The organism is Mariniflexile sp., assembly GCF_052728615.1.
On sequence record NZ_JBFVFE010000037.1, the window covers coordinates 1 to 15,511 of the forward strand.

General features: G+C 36.0%; 12 protein-coding genes. 10 read left to right on the forward strand and 2 right to left on the reverse strand.

Annotation, left to right across the window (positions count from 1 at the left end; translation table 11 throughout):
* Positions 1-76: 76 nt before the first annotated feature.
* The gene (locus ACU1LP_RS13455) at positions 77-961 is read right to left on the reverse strand and encodes a carboxypeptidase-like regulatory domain-containing protein (RefSeq protein ID WP_445736491.1); all 885 of its coding nucleotides are present in this window, start codon (positions 959-961) and stop codon (positions 77-79) included.
* 219 nt (positions 962-1,180) lie between these two features.
* On the opposite strand from ACU1LP_RS13455, the gene ychF reads away from it, so the two are divergent.
* The 8 genes from ychF to ACU1LP_RS13495 all read left to right on the forward strand — a co-directional run bounded on the left by ychF (position 1,181) and on the right by ACU1LP_RS13495 (position 10,695).
* Complete coding sequence (gene ychF / locus ACU1LP_RS13460; RefSeq protein WP_445736492.1) at positions 1,181-2,275, forward strand: redox-regulated ATPase YchF; 1,095 nt, start codon at positions 1,181-1,183, stop codon at positions 2,273-2,275.
* Between the two features lie 151 nt (positions 2,276-2,426).
* Positions 2,427-2,882: an SRPBCC family protein gene (locus tag ACU1LP_RS13465; RefSeq protein ID WP_445735147.1), complete on the forward strand. Its 456-nt coding sequence runs from the start codon at positions 2,427-2,429 to the stop codon at positions 2,880-2,882.
* 112 nt (positions 2,883-2,994) lie between these two features.
* On the forward strand, positions 2,995-3,894 hold the full coding sequence (locus ACU1LP_RS13470) for a DMT family transporter (RefSeq protein WP_445736493.1): 900 nt from the start codon (positions 2,995-2,997) through the stop codon (positions 3,892-3,894).
* 126 nt (positions 3,895-4,020) lie between these two features.
* A complete protein-coding gene (locus ACU1LP_RS13475; RefSeq protein ID WP_445736494.1) occupies positions 4,021-4,254 on the forward strand; it encodes a hypothetical protein in 234 nt (77 codons plus the stop codon).
* Entirely contained in the window at positions 4,238-4,537 is a 300-nt protein-coding gene (locus ACU1LP_RS13480) for a type II toxin-antitoxin system RelE/ParE family toxin (RefSeq protein WP_445736495.1), read from the forward strand. Before ACU1LP_RS13475 ends, ACU1LP_RS13480 begins: the two co-directional genes overlap by 17 nt.
* A 150-nt stretch (positions 4,538-4,687) precedes the next feature.
* The gene (locus ACU1LP_RS13485; protein WP_445736496.1) at positions 4,688-6,553 is read left to right on the forward strand and encodes a DNA topoisomerase IV subunit B; all 1,866 of its coding nucleotides are present in this window, start codon (positions 4,688-4,690) and stop codon (positions 6,551-6,553) included.
* Positions 6,554-7,108: 555 nt separating this feature from the next.
* Positions 7,109-9,763 (forward strand): DNA gyrase/topoisomerase IV subunit A, encoded by a 2,655-nt coding sequence (locus ACU1LP_RS13490; RefSeq protein WP_445736497.1) that lies wholly within the window; start codon positions 7,109-7,111, stop codon positions 9,761-9,763.
* A gap of 86 nt (positions 9,764-9,849) precedes the next feature.
* On the forward strand, positions 9,850-10,695 hold the full coding sequence (locus ACU1LP_RS13495; RefSeq protein WP_445736498.1) for an alpha/beta hydrolase fold domain-containing protein: 846 nt from the start codon (positions 9,850-9,852) through the stop codon (positions 10,693-10,695).
* An 80-nt stretch (positions 10,696-10,775) separates the two neighbouring features.
* Here the strand turns inward: ACU1LP_RS13495 and ACU1LP_RS13500 are convergent, their stop codons facing one another.
* The gene (locus tag ACU1LP_RS13500; protein ID WP_445736499.1) at positions 10,776-12,035 is read right to left on the reverse strand and encodes a carboxypeptidase-like regulatory domain-containing protein; all 1,260 of its coding nucleotides are present in this window, start codon (positions 12,033-12,035) and stop codon (positions 10,776-10,778) included.
* A 327-nt stretch (positions 12,036-12,362) separates the two neighbouring features.
* Between ACU1LP_RS13500 and bshC the strand changes: the two genes are divergently transcribed.
* Both bshC and ACU1LP_RS13510 read left to right on the forward strand, forming a co-directional pair.
* On the forward strand, positions 12,363-13,970 hold the full coding sequence (gene bshC / locus ACU1LP_RS13505) for a bacillithiol biosynthesis cysteine-adding enzyme BshC (RefSeq protein ID WP_445736500.1): 1,608 nt from the start codon (positions 12,363-12,365) through the stop codon (positions 13,968-13,970).
* Between the two features lie 115 nt (positions 13,971-14,085).
* Entirely contained in the window at positions 14,086-15,456 is a 1,371-nt protein-coding gene (locus ACU1LP_RS13510; RefSeq protein WP_445736501.1) for a pyridoxal phosphate-dependent decarboxylase family protein, read from the forward strand.
* Positions 15,457-15,511: the final 55 nt, after the last annotated feature.

The following is a 15,511-nucleotide window of genomic DNA, read 5'->3' on the forward strand; positions in this document are numbered from 1 at the left end:
TTCATAAAAGCAAAAAATGGAACAGAATCGTCAAATTATGTCAAAATGCTGCATAATGGGAAATTTGTCGTACACCCTATAGTAACGACCCATCATAAAACTGGGAATTTTTTATTAGGGAATGTGTTTGTTGTTTTAAATTGGAAATTTTGTTTTCTTTTTCTTTAGCTTTTTTAAAAGCCCCATCGGTTAAGGACAGCGAATCTTCCACTTTAAAAATGCCCGTTTTCACTTTGTATGTTTTGGTGGTATCCAAATATTTAAGCATCAATGCTTGGGCTTTCTCCTGTACTTTATCAATAGAAAAATCCTTTTTGTGGTCGATGAGTTTGGTGGCTTTGGCAACTACCAATTTGCTGCTGTCTTTATCCAATTGAAAAAGTTCTCCTTTAAAATCTGAAAACTGAATGATTTTACTAGCAATTATGTGTTTGGACAGCGAGTCTAAACTGTAATTCGCTTTGTTGATATTCTTGCTGCTAACGTGCGATGCTTTTTCAATTTCAAAATCCAGACTTTTAAAATCGGCATAATCGGTAGCACGATAAAAAATGTTGTATTTGGTAAGGATAAAATCGTAATTCTCATTGATTTTTGAACGTACTTTGGCTATAATGGCATCGGCATCCAGCTTTTTGTTACTGATGTAAACTTCCCTTAATTGATTGACCGATTCTTCTAAGGCAATAACGAAATTAGCTGTTTTTATGGCATCCACATTAAGTGTTTTGCTTTTGTAGCCCATGCAGGAAATGGTAATGTTATACAAATTCCCATCTTCAGTATGCAAATTAAAATAGCCTTCTTCATTGGAAATCACGCCACTGTATTCGCCCGTTTTTATGGTTGCGAACGGGATGGGGCTTTTAGTGTTTTTGTCTATGATTTTAGCAGTGATATGTTGCGAAAAACCTAAAGTGCTACATAGAAAAAATAAAAAAAATATAAATGATTTAATCATAAAGGATGGTTTCTAAAAAGGCAGACGATTTATTGATGCATTTGTTACAAATATAAATGAATAGATATGTTAAGCCATATACTTAAAATAATTAATGAATTAACTACATTTGCACTCGCAAATCATAGAATTCCGCTTTTGCGGAATGAAAAAAATAAATATTAATTTAATAATGACCCATAAAGACTCCCTTTCCTTAGGAAAGGGTCGGGGATAGGAATGAAAGCAGGTATTGTAGGATTGCCAAACGTAGGGAAATCGACCTTATTCAATTGTTTGTCCAATGCCAAAGCGCAAAGTGCCAACTTTCCGTTTTGTACCATCGAACCCAATATTGGTGTGGTAAATGTGCCGGACTCGCGATTGGAAATGTTGGAAAAATTGGTAAAGCCGGTTCGCGTGCAACCCGCAACCGTAGAGATTGTTGATATTGCAGGCTTGGTAAAAGGCGCCAGTAAAGGCGAAGGTTTGGGCAATCAGTTTTTGGCAAATATTAGGGAAACCGATGCTATTTTACATGTGTTGCGCTGTTTTGATAACGACAATATTATACATGTTGATGGGCATGTAAACCCCATTCGGGATAAGGAAACCATCGATATGGAACTACAGCTAAAAGACTTGGAAACCGTTGACAAAAAGCTTGAAAAAGTAAAACGTGCCGCTAAAACAGGTAATAAAGAAGCACAGAAAGAAGAAGCGGTTTTATTGAAAATAAAAGAAAATTTAGAAGCTGGAATTTCAATTAGAGCTTTAGAGTTTAGTGAAGATGATTATGAGGATTTTGTAAAACCATCGCAATTTATTACCGAAAAACCTGTGATGTATGTATGCAATGTAGATGAAGGGTCTGCTGTTTCAGGAAACAACTATGTGGACTTGGTGAAAGAAGCTGTAAAAGATGAAAATGCAGAAGTTTTGGTATTGGCAATTGGAACAGAAGCTGATATTAATGAATTGGACGATTACGAGGAACGCCAACTGTTTTTACAGGATATAGGATTGGACGAACCAGGTTCAGCGAAATTGATACGCTCTGCATATAAGCTGTTAAAACAACAAACCTATTTTACCGCAGGGGTTAAGGAAGTGCGTGCATGGACCATTGATATAGGTGCCACCGCACCCCAAGCGGCCGGCGTGATCCATACCGATTTTGAAAAAGGGTTTATTAGAGCCGAAGTGATTGCCTATGACGACTACGTTTCTTTTGGTAGTGAGGCCAAAGTAAAAGAAGCCGGTAAAATGCGCGTTGAAGGAAAAAGCTATATCGTTAAAGATGGCGATATTATGCATTTCCTTTTTAATGTTTAAGGATGTGCTACTTGGCACATACTTAGTTTATCGATAAAAAGCACATTTTTAATTTTTTTTATATAATTTTTAGCGGTTAAGACAAATAATTGTAAGTAAATTTATATTTTTGAAATTGTATTTTACTGTTAATATTTTCAAAATATAATTTATGATGCCTCAAATTAAAATCGATACCGTTATCAAAGCAGACATAAAATCCTGCTTTAATATTGCTAGAAATATTGATATCCATCAAGAGTCATTAAGGGGTTCAGGTAAAATTGCCATTGCCGGAAGAACTTCAGGTTTAATTGAATTAAGCGAAACGGTTACGTGGGAAGCCAATCATTTTGGGTTAGTTCAACATTTAACTTCCAAAATCACGGAATATGAATATCCAAATTATTTTGTGGACGAAATGGTTTCTGGAGCGTTCAAATCTTTTCGACACGAGCATCATTTCAAAAGAAATGATAAGAAAACAGTCATGACCGATGTTTTTTATTTTGAATTACCGTATGGAACTTTAGGAAAATTAGCTAACTGGCTATTCTTGAAAAAGTATATGAGGAATCTTCTGCAAACAAGAAATAGTTATTTAAAGGAGCTTGCGGAATCAATTTAATGTGATTTTGAATATGGCTTTGAAAACAAGTTGTTTAATATTTTTATCTGGACATCGTAATTCGCTCCGGTTTTAAAATACTTACAAGTTTTCGCCTGTTTATATTCGCCCCATGCAATCAAAAAACAAGTTTATTTCTGGTATTTTAATAGGGATTTTGGGCATTGTCCTATTTTCCTCTAAAGCCGTTATGGTAAAACTGGCATATCAATACCAAGTGGATGCCTTGACCCTTTTGTTATTGCGCATGCTGTTTTCATTTCCTTTTTATGTGGCTATAGCTCTTATTTATAGTAGAAAGCAAAACCCACAAGTGGTGGTAAAAAGCGATTACTATTGGCTGCTGGTTTTTGGTGTGGTTGGCTATTATTTAGCAAGTTATTTCGATTTTGTTGGCTTGGTTTACATCAAAGCGAGTTTAGAGCGCATCATCTTGTTTTTATATCCCACCATCATCATTGTTTTCAATAGGTTGTTTTTTAAAAAACCCATCAATCCAACACAAGCACTGGCTATTTTTTTAACGTACATTGGTATTGTGATTACCTTTTGGGGCGAGGTTGTTATCTCTGGAAACGACACCTATATTGGTGGACTTTTCATTCTGCTTTGTGCCATCGCCTATGCATCGTATATAGTGGGCAGCGGTTGGCTCATACCAAAATTTGGCGTGGTAAAATTCACGTCGTATGTCATGATAGTTTCATGTTTTGCTGTATTTGTCCATTTCGGCTTATTTTCAAAAGTTGATATTTTTAACCTGCATTGGGAAGTGTATCTGTTAGGGTTTTTAATCGCTATTTTTGCTACTGTTATTCCATCCTTTTTGGTGTCCGAATCCATAAATCGCATCAATTCCTCAAATTTTGCCGTCATAGCTGGTTTCGGCCCTATTTCAACCATTATTTTGGCTGGAATTTTTTTAAATGAAGTGCTTACTTTATTGCAATTATTTGGTGCGTTGGTGGTAATTTTTGGTATCTTGCTAGTGTCTTTAAAAAAGAAGAATTAGTCAGCAATTTCATAAAAATATACTATTTAGATGAGATGCTTACTGAGTAGAACTTAAGAACAATAACATCTAGGGTCTTGTTTTAACGAACTTGCGTATAAATGAAAAATAAGCTAAATTTGAAATATGGAAATAAATATTCAAAATGCTAAAATTGACTTAATTCAATGGTTGACAACACTAGAAGATAGTTCTATAATTAAAAAAATCATGGAATTAAGAAATACTGAAAATGAAGATTGGTGGGATAAGATATCTGATGCTGAAAAAGAATCCATAGAATTAGGACTTAAAGATGCAGATAATGGAAATTTGAAACCTCACTCTGAAGCAAAAAAAATATATGGAAAGTGGTTATAAAATTCTTTGGACAGATCACGCTCTAAAGGAATTATATGAAACATACCAATATTTGGAATTATATTTTACTGAACGTGAACTAAAAAAGCTTTCTTCCGAGCTTGATAGAACACTTAGATTAATTTCACAAAATCCTTATCTTTTTCCAATGTCTGAATTAAATGGTGTGAGAGGAGTTGTCATTAAAAAATTCAATACGTTGTATTATCGAGAGTACCAGAACTCCATTCAAATACTTTCATTTTTTTCAAATCGACAAAATCCTAACCAAATAAAAATTTAAAAAAGAATGCGAAGTCCTTCATATATAAGAATAGCAAATAAAAACAATAGATTGTTTAACCATATTGTTAATTACTTTGTGTAAAGGCAGTTTCTTTTTTTAAAGGGTTGTATTATATTAGCGTCCAATCACAAAATCCTACGACATTCCATGGCAGAAATAACCAATTACACTGAAGACAATATACGTTCATTAGACTGGAAAGAGCATATAAGAATGCGGCCAGGGATGTATATTGGCAAGCTGGGTGATGGGTCATCTCCAGATGATGGTATCTACATTCTGCTAAAAGAGGTGTTGGACAACTCCATTGACGAGTACGTGATGGGCGCTGGGAAAACCATCGAAATATCCATTCAAGGGAATAAGGTAAGTGTGCGCGATTTCGGTCGGGGCATTCCTCTTGGAAAAGTGGTGGACGTCGTTTCCAAAATGAACACCGGAGGAAAGTACGATTCCAAAGCCTTTAAAAAATCGGTAGGTTTAAATGGCGTTGGTACTAAGGCGGTCAATGCCTTGTCATCATTCTTTAGAGTGGAATCCAATCGTGATAATAAATCCGCTTCCGCAGAATTTGAGCAAGGTAATTTAATCAACCAGGATTTATTGGACGATTCAACACGCCGAAAAGGAACCAAAGTGTCGTTTGTACCCGATGATACTATTTTCAAAAACTACAAGTATAGAAACGAGTACATTGTTAAAATGCTTAAAAATTATGTGTACCTAAACCCAGGTTTAACCATCGTTTTTAATGGTGAAAAGTATTTTAGCGAACACGGCCTGAAAGATTTATTGTCAGAAAACATCAACGAATCTGATAGAACTTACCCCATTATCCATTTGCGGGGAGAAGACATTGAAGTAGCCATTACACACAGTAAAACACAATATAGCGAAGAGTACCACTCTTTTGTAAACGGACAGAATACCACACAAGGAGGGTCGCATTTGAATGCGTTTAGGGAAGCACTCGTTAAAACCATTCGTGAGTTTTATGGTAAGAATTACGACCCATCGGACATTAGAAAATCCATTGTAAGCGCCGTTGCCATTAAAGTGATGGAACCCGTTTTTGAAAGTCAGACCAAAACCAAATTGGGTTCTACCGATATGGGTGGCGAGTTGCCGACCGTAAGAACCTATATCAACGATTTTTTAAAGACTTACTTAGACAATTATTTGCACAAAAACCCCGATACGGCTGAAAAGATCCAACGTAAAATTCTTCAGGCAGAACGCGAACGTAAAGAACTTTCCGGCATTCGGAAATTAGCTAAAGACCGTGCAAAATCCGCCAGTCTCCACAATAAAAAATTACGCGATTGCAGGGTACATTTTGGCGATACCAAAAACGATCGGAGTTTGGAATCCACCCTATTTATTACCGAGGGCGATTCGGCTTCCGGTAGCATCACCAAATCACGCGATGTAAACACCCAAGCGGTTTTCAGTTTAAAAGGAAAACCATTGAATTGTTATGGGTTGAGCAAGAAAATTGTTTACGAAAACGAAGAATTCAACTTATTGCAAGCCGCTTTAAATATTGAAGAAACATTAGAGGACTTGCGCTATAATAACGTGGTTATTGCTACCGATGCCGATGTGGATGGGATGCATATCAGGTTGTTGCTGATCACATTTTTTCTTCAATTTTTCCCAGAAGTGATAAAAGAAGGGCATTTGTATATTTTGCAAACGCCTTTGTTCCGTGTCCGAAATAAAAAGGAAACCATTTATTGCTATTCTGAAGAAGAGCGAAGAAATGCCATAGAAAAGTTAAAACCAAAACCCGAAATCACCCGATTTAAAGGACTTGGGGAAATTTCCCCTGATGAATTTGTACATTTTATTGGTGAAAACATTCGATTGGATCCGGTTATGTTGGATGATAATATGTCCATTGAAGATTTACTGTCATTCTACATGGGCAAAAACACGCCAACACGTCAAGAATTCATCATCGATAATCTGAAAGTGGAAATGGATTTGATTGAAGAAGAAAAATTCAATTAAAACAGAAAAAATTAAGTAAATGACAAAAATTTATTAACATCGAACTGAGGGCAAACGTATGAGAAAAAACAACCGCATATCCGCAAATTTTTTAATTAATTTTGATTGTGGATAGACCGCTTCAAGCGGAATTTGCGCAAATTTATTCATCAACTATTAATAAAATATAAATTTTAAAGAAAAAATTTGCGAATTTGCGGTAAATAAACTTCATGCGTTGCTTGACATCGAATTATTAAAAAAAGCTCCTTAAATAATTCCTCCCCTTTTTTTCAAGGGGAGAGCCTGTACCGAATTTATTTCGGTATGCCGATAGGTGGAGGGGTCAACTTTAATAGTTATTTTTATGATATAAGATTATTTTTGCCATGTACTAAATAAAAAAACTGAATATATTAAAAACCAAATAACACGATTATGTTATACAATAATGATAAAAAAGTGAAGCGCAGTTATTCATTTTTATTAGAACCTAAAAGCAGCGAACACTTGAAAAAAAATCAAACAAAAGGGCAACATATTATCACCAAGCTACAAAAAAAACATAAGTAATTAATGATTGAAGAAGGTGACGATTTAATTAACGGACAACAAGAGCCAAAAGAAACCATTACCCGCATTACGGGAATGTATAAGGATTGGTTTTTAGATTACGCATCGTACGTTATATTAGAACGTGCTGTTCCTGCTATTGAGGACGGTTTTAAACCCGTGCAACGCCGTATTATGCATTCCATGAAGGATTTGGATGATGGCCGTTACAGTAAAGTTGCCAATATTGTTGGCCATACCATGCAGTACCATCCACATGGCGACGCCAGTATTGCCGATGCCATGGTACAAATTGGGCAGAAAGATTTGTTGATTGATACCCAAGGAAACTGGGGAAACATTCTTACTGGCGATAGTGCCGCTGCGTCTCGTTACATAGAAGCGCGCTTGTCAAAGTTTGCGTTGGATGTTGTTTACAATCCTAAAATAACCGAATGGCAAGCATCTTATGATGGGCGTAGAAAGGAACCCGTTAACTTACCGGTTATGTTTCCGTTGTTGTTGGCACAAGGTGGCGAAGGGATTGCGGTTGGTTTATCAACAAAAATATTACCGCATAATTTTATAGAACTTATTGATGCTTCCATAAAACATTTGCAAGGAAAACGCTTTCTTATTTTACCCGATTTCCCCACTGCTGGTATTGCCGATTTTTCCAATTATAATGATGGTTTGCGAGGGGGACGTGTACGTGTGCGTGCCAAAATATCGCAACTGGATAAAAACACCTTGGTGATTACCGAAATTCCGTTTGGAACGACCACCTCGTCGCTTATCGATTCGGTTTTGAAAGCCAATGAAAAAGGTAAAATTAAGATTAAAAAGATTGAGGACAACACCGCTGCCGAGGTTGAAATTCTAATTCATCTACCTTCAGGGTTGTCACCCGATAAAACCATCGATGCGCTGTATGCTTTTACAAGTTGTGAGTCGTCCATCTCACCATTGGGTTGTGTTATTGAAGACAACAAACCGCTTTTTGTTGGGGTTACCGAAATGTTACGTCGCTCTACCGACAATACTGTTCAGCTTTTAAAACAGGAACTTGAAATACGGTTGGATGAGTTTGAAGAGCAATGGCACTTTGCAAGTTTGGAACGTATTTTTATTGAGAATAGAATCTATCGCGATATTGAGGAAGAAGAAACTTGGGAAGGGGTTATTAGCGCGATTGATAAAGGCTTGAAACCATACATTCAACATTTAAAACGCGCCATTACCGTAGAAGATATTGAGCGTTTGACCGAAATTAGGATTAAACGTATTTCGAAATTTGATATTGATAAAGCACAACAAAAAATTGATGCTCTAGAAGATCAAATTGCTGAAGTAAAACACCATTTATTACATCTTATAGAATATGCCATCACCTTTTTTACAAGACTTAAAAAGGACTATGGCTCAGGACGTGAACGAAAAACAGAAATCCGCACTTTTGATGATGTAGATGCTACCAAAGTGGTTATTAGAAACACCAAACTGTATGTAAATAGGGAAGAAGGCTTTGTTGGTACATCTTTGCGAAAAGACGAATACGTTTGCGATTGTAGCGATATAGACGATATTATCGTGTTTACCAAAGAAGGTAAAATGATGATAACCAAAGTAGATTCCAAAACCTTTATCGGTAAAGACATCATTAATGTGGAGGTTTTCGATAAAAAGGATAACCGAACCATTTACAACATGATTTACCGTGATGGTAAGAGCGGGCCATCGTATATAAAACGGTTTGCCGTAACCAGTATAACCCGCGATAAGGAGTACGATTTAACCAATGGCAGCAAAGGATCGGTAGTTTTGTATTTTTCGGCAAATCCCAATGGAGAGGCAGAGGTAGTAACCATACTGCTTCGACAAGCAGGAAGTATTAAAAAACTGAAATGGGATATCGATTTTGCCGATACAATAATAAAAGGTCGAAATTCCAAAGGGAATCTGGTAACCAAATATTCCATTAAAAAAGTGGAGTTGAAGGAGAAAGGAATTTCTACTTTAAAACCACGTAAAATTTGGTTTGATGATGCGGTACAACGTTTGAATGTAGATGGCAGGGGCGAGTTGGTTGGCGAGTTTCGAGGTGAAGACCGCATACTCATCATCAATCAAAAAGGAATGGTAAAAACCATCATACCGGAAATTACCACGCATTTTGATAATGATATGATAGTGATGGAAAAATGGATTCCTAAAAAACCCATTTCAGCCATTTATTTTGATGGTGAAAAGGAAAAATATTTTGTAAAGCGCTTTGTTATTGAAAACGAAAATAAGGAAGAAAGCTTTATCACCAGTCATGAAAAATCACATTTGGAAATCGTGTCAACCGATTGGATTCCCATGGCGGAAGTTGAGTTTACCAAAGAACGTGGTAAGGAACGAAAAGATAACTTGCTTGTAAATTTAGAGGAGTTCATTTCCGTAAAAGGCATTACCGCTTTAGGAAACCAATTGACCAAAGATAAAGTAAATCAAATAAATTTGTTGGAACCGCTTCCTTATGAAGCACCTGAAGAAGTGCACGCGGAGGATTTGGAAGTGATTGATGAAGAAGATGTGTCTTTAAATTCGGATGAAAATACCCATGTTGATACCAAAAATGCAAAGGCTTCCGATTCTAAAAGTGATGACGATAAAGGTCAGACCAAACTATTTTGATTTTGTATTTATCTGATTTTCAAACTTAAATGAATTTATTTTACTTAAAATAAAAGTTTATGTAATACATTAGTAAAAAATAAACTATGAAAAACCAGATTTTTTTAATATTGCTATTTTTGTTTTTGGCTTCGTGCACCGAAGATGCTGCCCCAAAAATCAATCCGCCGTTAACATATTTAGAAAAATTGGATGAACCTTATGGCACCGATGATCTTCAAAAAATGGATGTGTATTTACCAGAAAATAGACAGGTCGATATAACAAAAGTCATCATGGTTATTCACGGTGGCGGTTGGTCTGTTGGTAACAAAGGAGATCTAAATCCTTTAGTGAAAAGGTTAAAAGCCCATTGGCCCGGAGCTGCCATTGTGAATATAAATTACCGTTTAGCTTTGCCTAATTCCAATCATCATCCTACACAAATAAACGATATTCAAAAAGCTTTACAGTTTTTAAGAAGTAAAAAAAACGAATATCAAATTTCTAACAATTTCGCTCTTGTTGGGCATAGCGCAGGAGCGCATTTAGCATTGCTGTACACTTACCATTTTAATACTGACAATGATGTAAAATGTGTTGCAGATATGGCAGGACCAGCACAAATAAAGGATTATGAGTGGAACAAAACCATGGCACCTGTATTTACCCAATTTATGGGGTTTCCTTTAAATGCGGAAAATACCACAGCCTATTCAGAAGCAAGCCCTTGGTATTGGATAGATTCCAACACTAAGCCAACTATTGTTTTTCATGGAGAAATTGACGTTATTGTGCCCATTTACCAATCCAATTGGTTGGTAGGCAAACTAAATGAAAATAAGGTTGCAAACCAATATAAAAAGTATCCATGGGAAGGTCATGATTTTAATAGCACAAATTTGAATGATTGTGCTTTAAAAATGGTTTCCTTTTTTAAGGAACATATGTGAAGATTATATTTTCTTAAAATTATAATACTTGAAAAATGATTCATAGCGAAAACGCAATGGCGACGTTTAAATGAAACTATTTAAGTTCGTTTCAATTGCTTACGTATTTTTTCAATGGCAGATTCTATTGATTTTTCAGGCTCAATAATATTGTACTCGCCCCAAAACTTAGGGTCAGAAAAACCAGAAGCCTCATCGGTCAAAATAGTGGTGGGCCTTATCATTTTATCCCGTGTTCTGGCTATTTCATTCGAATTGTTTATGGTCCAATCAGTAATTGCCATTTCGCTATTTAAAGTATAAACACTGTTAAATAGTTTTCCTTCCCAATTTACCTTAAAGGTCAATAATATATTGCTGTAAGCATAATGCCATTTGCCATTTTTGGTGCGGTAATTAACGCGGTAAGTGGCCTCGGTAGGATAAACATCCACTTTTCTGGGTTTTTTACGAATGTACATTTGACTCGATAATTCCTTGTTTTCTACGTTTAGGCTATAAACCGCATTGGTAAGTGCCAGGGTTTTGGAGTCTATATAAAGTTTTCCGTAATATAAGGGAATGTTGACATTAGGCTTTTGCTTAAAATTGATAACATACACCATGTTGTCACTTATTTTGGTAGAAGGGTCAAAACTGAATTCATACAAAGGCATGTCTTCCGGGGTAAATATATATTCAGGATATTTAATAATATCGGTATATAAGTTGGAAAACGGCCCCCCTTGCAGCTTTACGGCAAGTGTGTCCAATCTATTGTAATCCGTGCTTTTTCTAGCTTTTATAAGTTCAATGGCATCCTTTCTCACACTGGTGTAGGGTGCTTTATGAATTTGAACAACAGCCTCAGACAAAGACGCATTTTTCCGTCTTTTTTTAATGGTTTCCCTATAAAAAGCGGTCATAACCGTGTTGTCATTATTGTAAACAGCACTTTTATTGTTCAATGTTAATTTTAAAAGGGTTTCAGCATCTTTGTAGGTAGCAATTTCAACTTCATTCAATTCCGTAATGGCAGGTATCAATGTGATTTTAGAATTGTTGTTCAGAGCCGACAATTCCAACTCTTTTTTTTGATACCCTAAATGGGTAACGATTAAAGTTTCTTTTAACAAGGAATCCGGTATTTTTAGAGCAAATTCACCATCGGAATTGGTAATAGTGCCAATATTGGTGGTATTGATAACCAAATCGGCAAATATTAAAGCATCATTGGTTTTACTGTCCACTACCTTTCCTTTAAGTTCCTTAAACGAATGTGTGGTTTGCGCATAAGTAGAGATACTAAATGTAACTAGTAAACACACTGCCGCAACGAATAAAAAGCCTGTTTTTTTCATAATATTTTTTTTAGCAGATTTTGCCTTTAAAAGATACGGAAAAACGATTAAAAATCAATGCGTTTTAAGGAATATTTAATAATAAAACCTTGTTTTTTAGTGTTTTATATTTGTTGTGTTTTCTTGATGAATTGTTTATCGTTTAAAGTTCTTACAAAAGCAGCGAAACTTGCATGTTCTTCTTTAGCAAGGTTTGATGCGTCAAAAGACAAAGGTATTTAGACTATGGAGCTAAGCTTTTTTATGGTGCCTAAGCATTCTTAACGAATTTTTTTGGTTTCAAAAATCAGAATAACTGTATCTTTACATTTTAATTTTACGTTTTATATGCCAACCGATTGTATTTCATTTAAAAAAACAGGATACTTTTCTACACTGATCTGTGATTATTTAGATGAAAAACCCGAACTGCAACCTTTTTACAACCGATTTCCTAAACTTGATAATTTCAAAGCGCAGATAGACGAAAAAGCACAGTCTTTTAACCTAGAGTCGAGAACTATTTTAGTTGAAAGTTTAAAAAAACAATACCAACATATTGAAGCTTCGGAATTGACCATTCAAAATATAGATGCGTTAGAGCACAAAAACACCTTCACCATCACAACGGGTCACCAACTCAATTTATTTACGGGGCCACTTTATTTTCTGTATAAAATTGTTTCGACCATTAATCTTTCAAAAGAATTAAAAACGACCTACCCAGAATATAATTTCGTGCCTATTTATTGGATGGCAACCGAAGACCATGATTTTGAGGAAATCAATTATTTTAACTTTAAAGGGAAAAAGTTCCATTGGAACAAAGAGGCGCATGGCCCCGTTGGGGAATTATCAACCGATGGATTGGAGGCTGTTTTTAATTTGTTTTCCAAGGAATTGGGAACAAGCAACAATGCCGAATATTTAAGAGCACTTTTTGAAAACGCCTATTTAAAACATCCTAATTTAACGGGCGCCACCCAGTTTTTAGCAAACGAATTGTTTAAAGACTATGGTTTGGTTATTATCGATGCCCAAGATGCGGTGTTAAAAAAACAATTCATTCCTTTTATGGAAGACGAATTGTGCAATCAAACATCTTTTGGGTCAGTTACCAAAACCAATGAAGCACTTTCTGGGGCGTATGGTATTCAGGTAAATCCTAGAGAGATCAATTTATTTTATTTGAATGAAAGTTTAAGGGAACGTATTGTTCTTGATCCCGATAGCTATCGGGATGATTTGTATAAAGTAATTAACACAGATATTTCTTGGACTAAAACAGAGATACTAAAAGAAGTTTTAGAACACGCTGAACGGTTTTCACCCAATGTGATTATGCGTCCGTTGTACCAAGAAGTTATTTTACCAAACCTTTGCTATATTGGCGGTGGCGGAGAATTGGCCTATTGGTTTCAATTAAAACAGTTTTTCAATAAAGTTGAAGTGCCGTTCCCGATCTTGTTGTTACGAAATTCGGTGTTGATTCAATCTGAAAGCCAAAATAGAAAGCTTCAAAAGTTACATATTTCAAATGACGATCTGTTTTTAAAGCGCAATGCGTTCATCAATCAAAAAGTACGGGAAATTTCAAACATCAACATTGATTTTTCAGAACAAAAAGAGGTCTTAAAAAAGCAATTTGATGATTTATATAAACTAGCGGAGCAAACCGATAAATCGTTTTTGGGAGCAGTAAAAGCGCAAGAAGTTAAGCAATTAAAAGGTTTGGATACTTTGGAAAAACGATTGCTCAATGCGCAAAAGCGCAAATTATCTGACGTTATTTCAAGAATGACCGATCTGCAAAACGAATTGTTCCCCAACCAAAGTCTGCAAGAACGAAATACCAATTTTTCGGAGTTTTATTTGGAATATGGCGAGCAATTAATACCGCAACTCATAAAGAATTTAGAACCTTTGAAAGGGGCGTTTTTAATATTAAATTTTTAATTATATGATAAGCCCAAATCATTAAAAAGAAACACCTTAATAATTCCTCCCCTTTTTTTAAGGGGAGGTGCCGATAGGCGGAGGGGTTGAATGAACTAAAATCAAATTTTAAAAAATGCATAAGGCAGATATTGAATTGGTCGAAATGTCTATGGATGTCATGAAATATGCTATTGATAGATTATCTTCAAAAAAAAGTAAAATAGGAAAGCCTAAAAGCGAAGAAGAACTTAAAGCTTTAGTTGGTGAAACGATTACCGAAAAAGGTATTGGTGGCGAAGTAGCTTTTAATCTTTGGAAAAAGCATTTAATGAAAGCCAACGTGTCCATTGACCATCCGCGGCATTTGGCATTTGTGCCTGCATCGCCTACCCGTGCCGCCATTATGTTCGATTTGGTAACATCGGCTTCCTGCATTCACGGCGCCTATTGGATGGAAGGTGCCGGCGGTATTTTTTGCGAAAATGAAGCCATGAAATGGATCGTTTCTTTAACAGGTTTGCCAGTAGGTGCTTTTGGGGTGTTTACCAGTGGCGGAACCGCAGCCAATTTATCGGCTATGGTTACAGCACGCGAGCATTGGCGGGAAAATGACATTTATAAAGGTGAAAAAGGACTTATAATAACATCCATTGGTGCCCATTCTTCCATTAAAGCCATGGCAAAAGTGATTGATGTCGATGTGCTTTTGGTGGACACGGAAGATAAATTATTGGGTACGGAGTTGCAAAAAACAATTGATGGTTTAGCCAAAGAACAACGAAAACGATTATTTGCTGTTGTGGGAACAGGTGGAACCACCAATGCGGGTATTATTGATGATTTGGAAGGCATCGCTTCTATTTGCGAAAAAGAAGACCTCTGGTTTCATGTGGATGCAGCTTATGGCGGTGGTGCATTGGTGGCCGATTCGGTAAGGCATTTGTTCAATGGCATTGAAAAAGCCGACAGTATTACCATCGACCCGCATAAATGGATGTTTTCTCCTTATGATTGTGGCGCTGTTATCTATAAAAAGCCCGAACTGGCTAAAAAAGCGCATGCACAACAAGGCTCTTATTTGGATATTTTTAAAGATGAAGGCGCACATGGTTTTAATCCAACCGATTACCAAATACAATTAACACGTCGTGTTCGTGGGTTGCCTTTATGGTTTTCATTGGCAATGCATGGCACAAAACGCTATAAACAAGCGGTTGAACGGGGTATTGAGTTGGCACAGATAGCTGGTAAATTAATTGAAGAAAATCCGCATGTGGCGTTGGTTAGAGCACCAAGTTTATCGTGTGTGTTATATAGAAGAATAGGGTGGAAGCCTGAAGATTACACGCATTGGACCTATGAAAACCATAAAAAAGGCTTTGCTTTGGTAACTCCAACCAAATGGAAACAAGGAAACACCTATGAAACCGTTTCCCGTTTTTGCTTCATCAATCCAGATACCACAAAAAAAGACATTCAATTGATTTTGGATTCGATGCGATAAAATTTAATCAAAAAATCGTAAATCGTAAATCGTAATTATAAAATCATTCCTATTT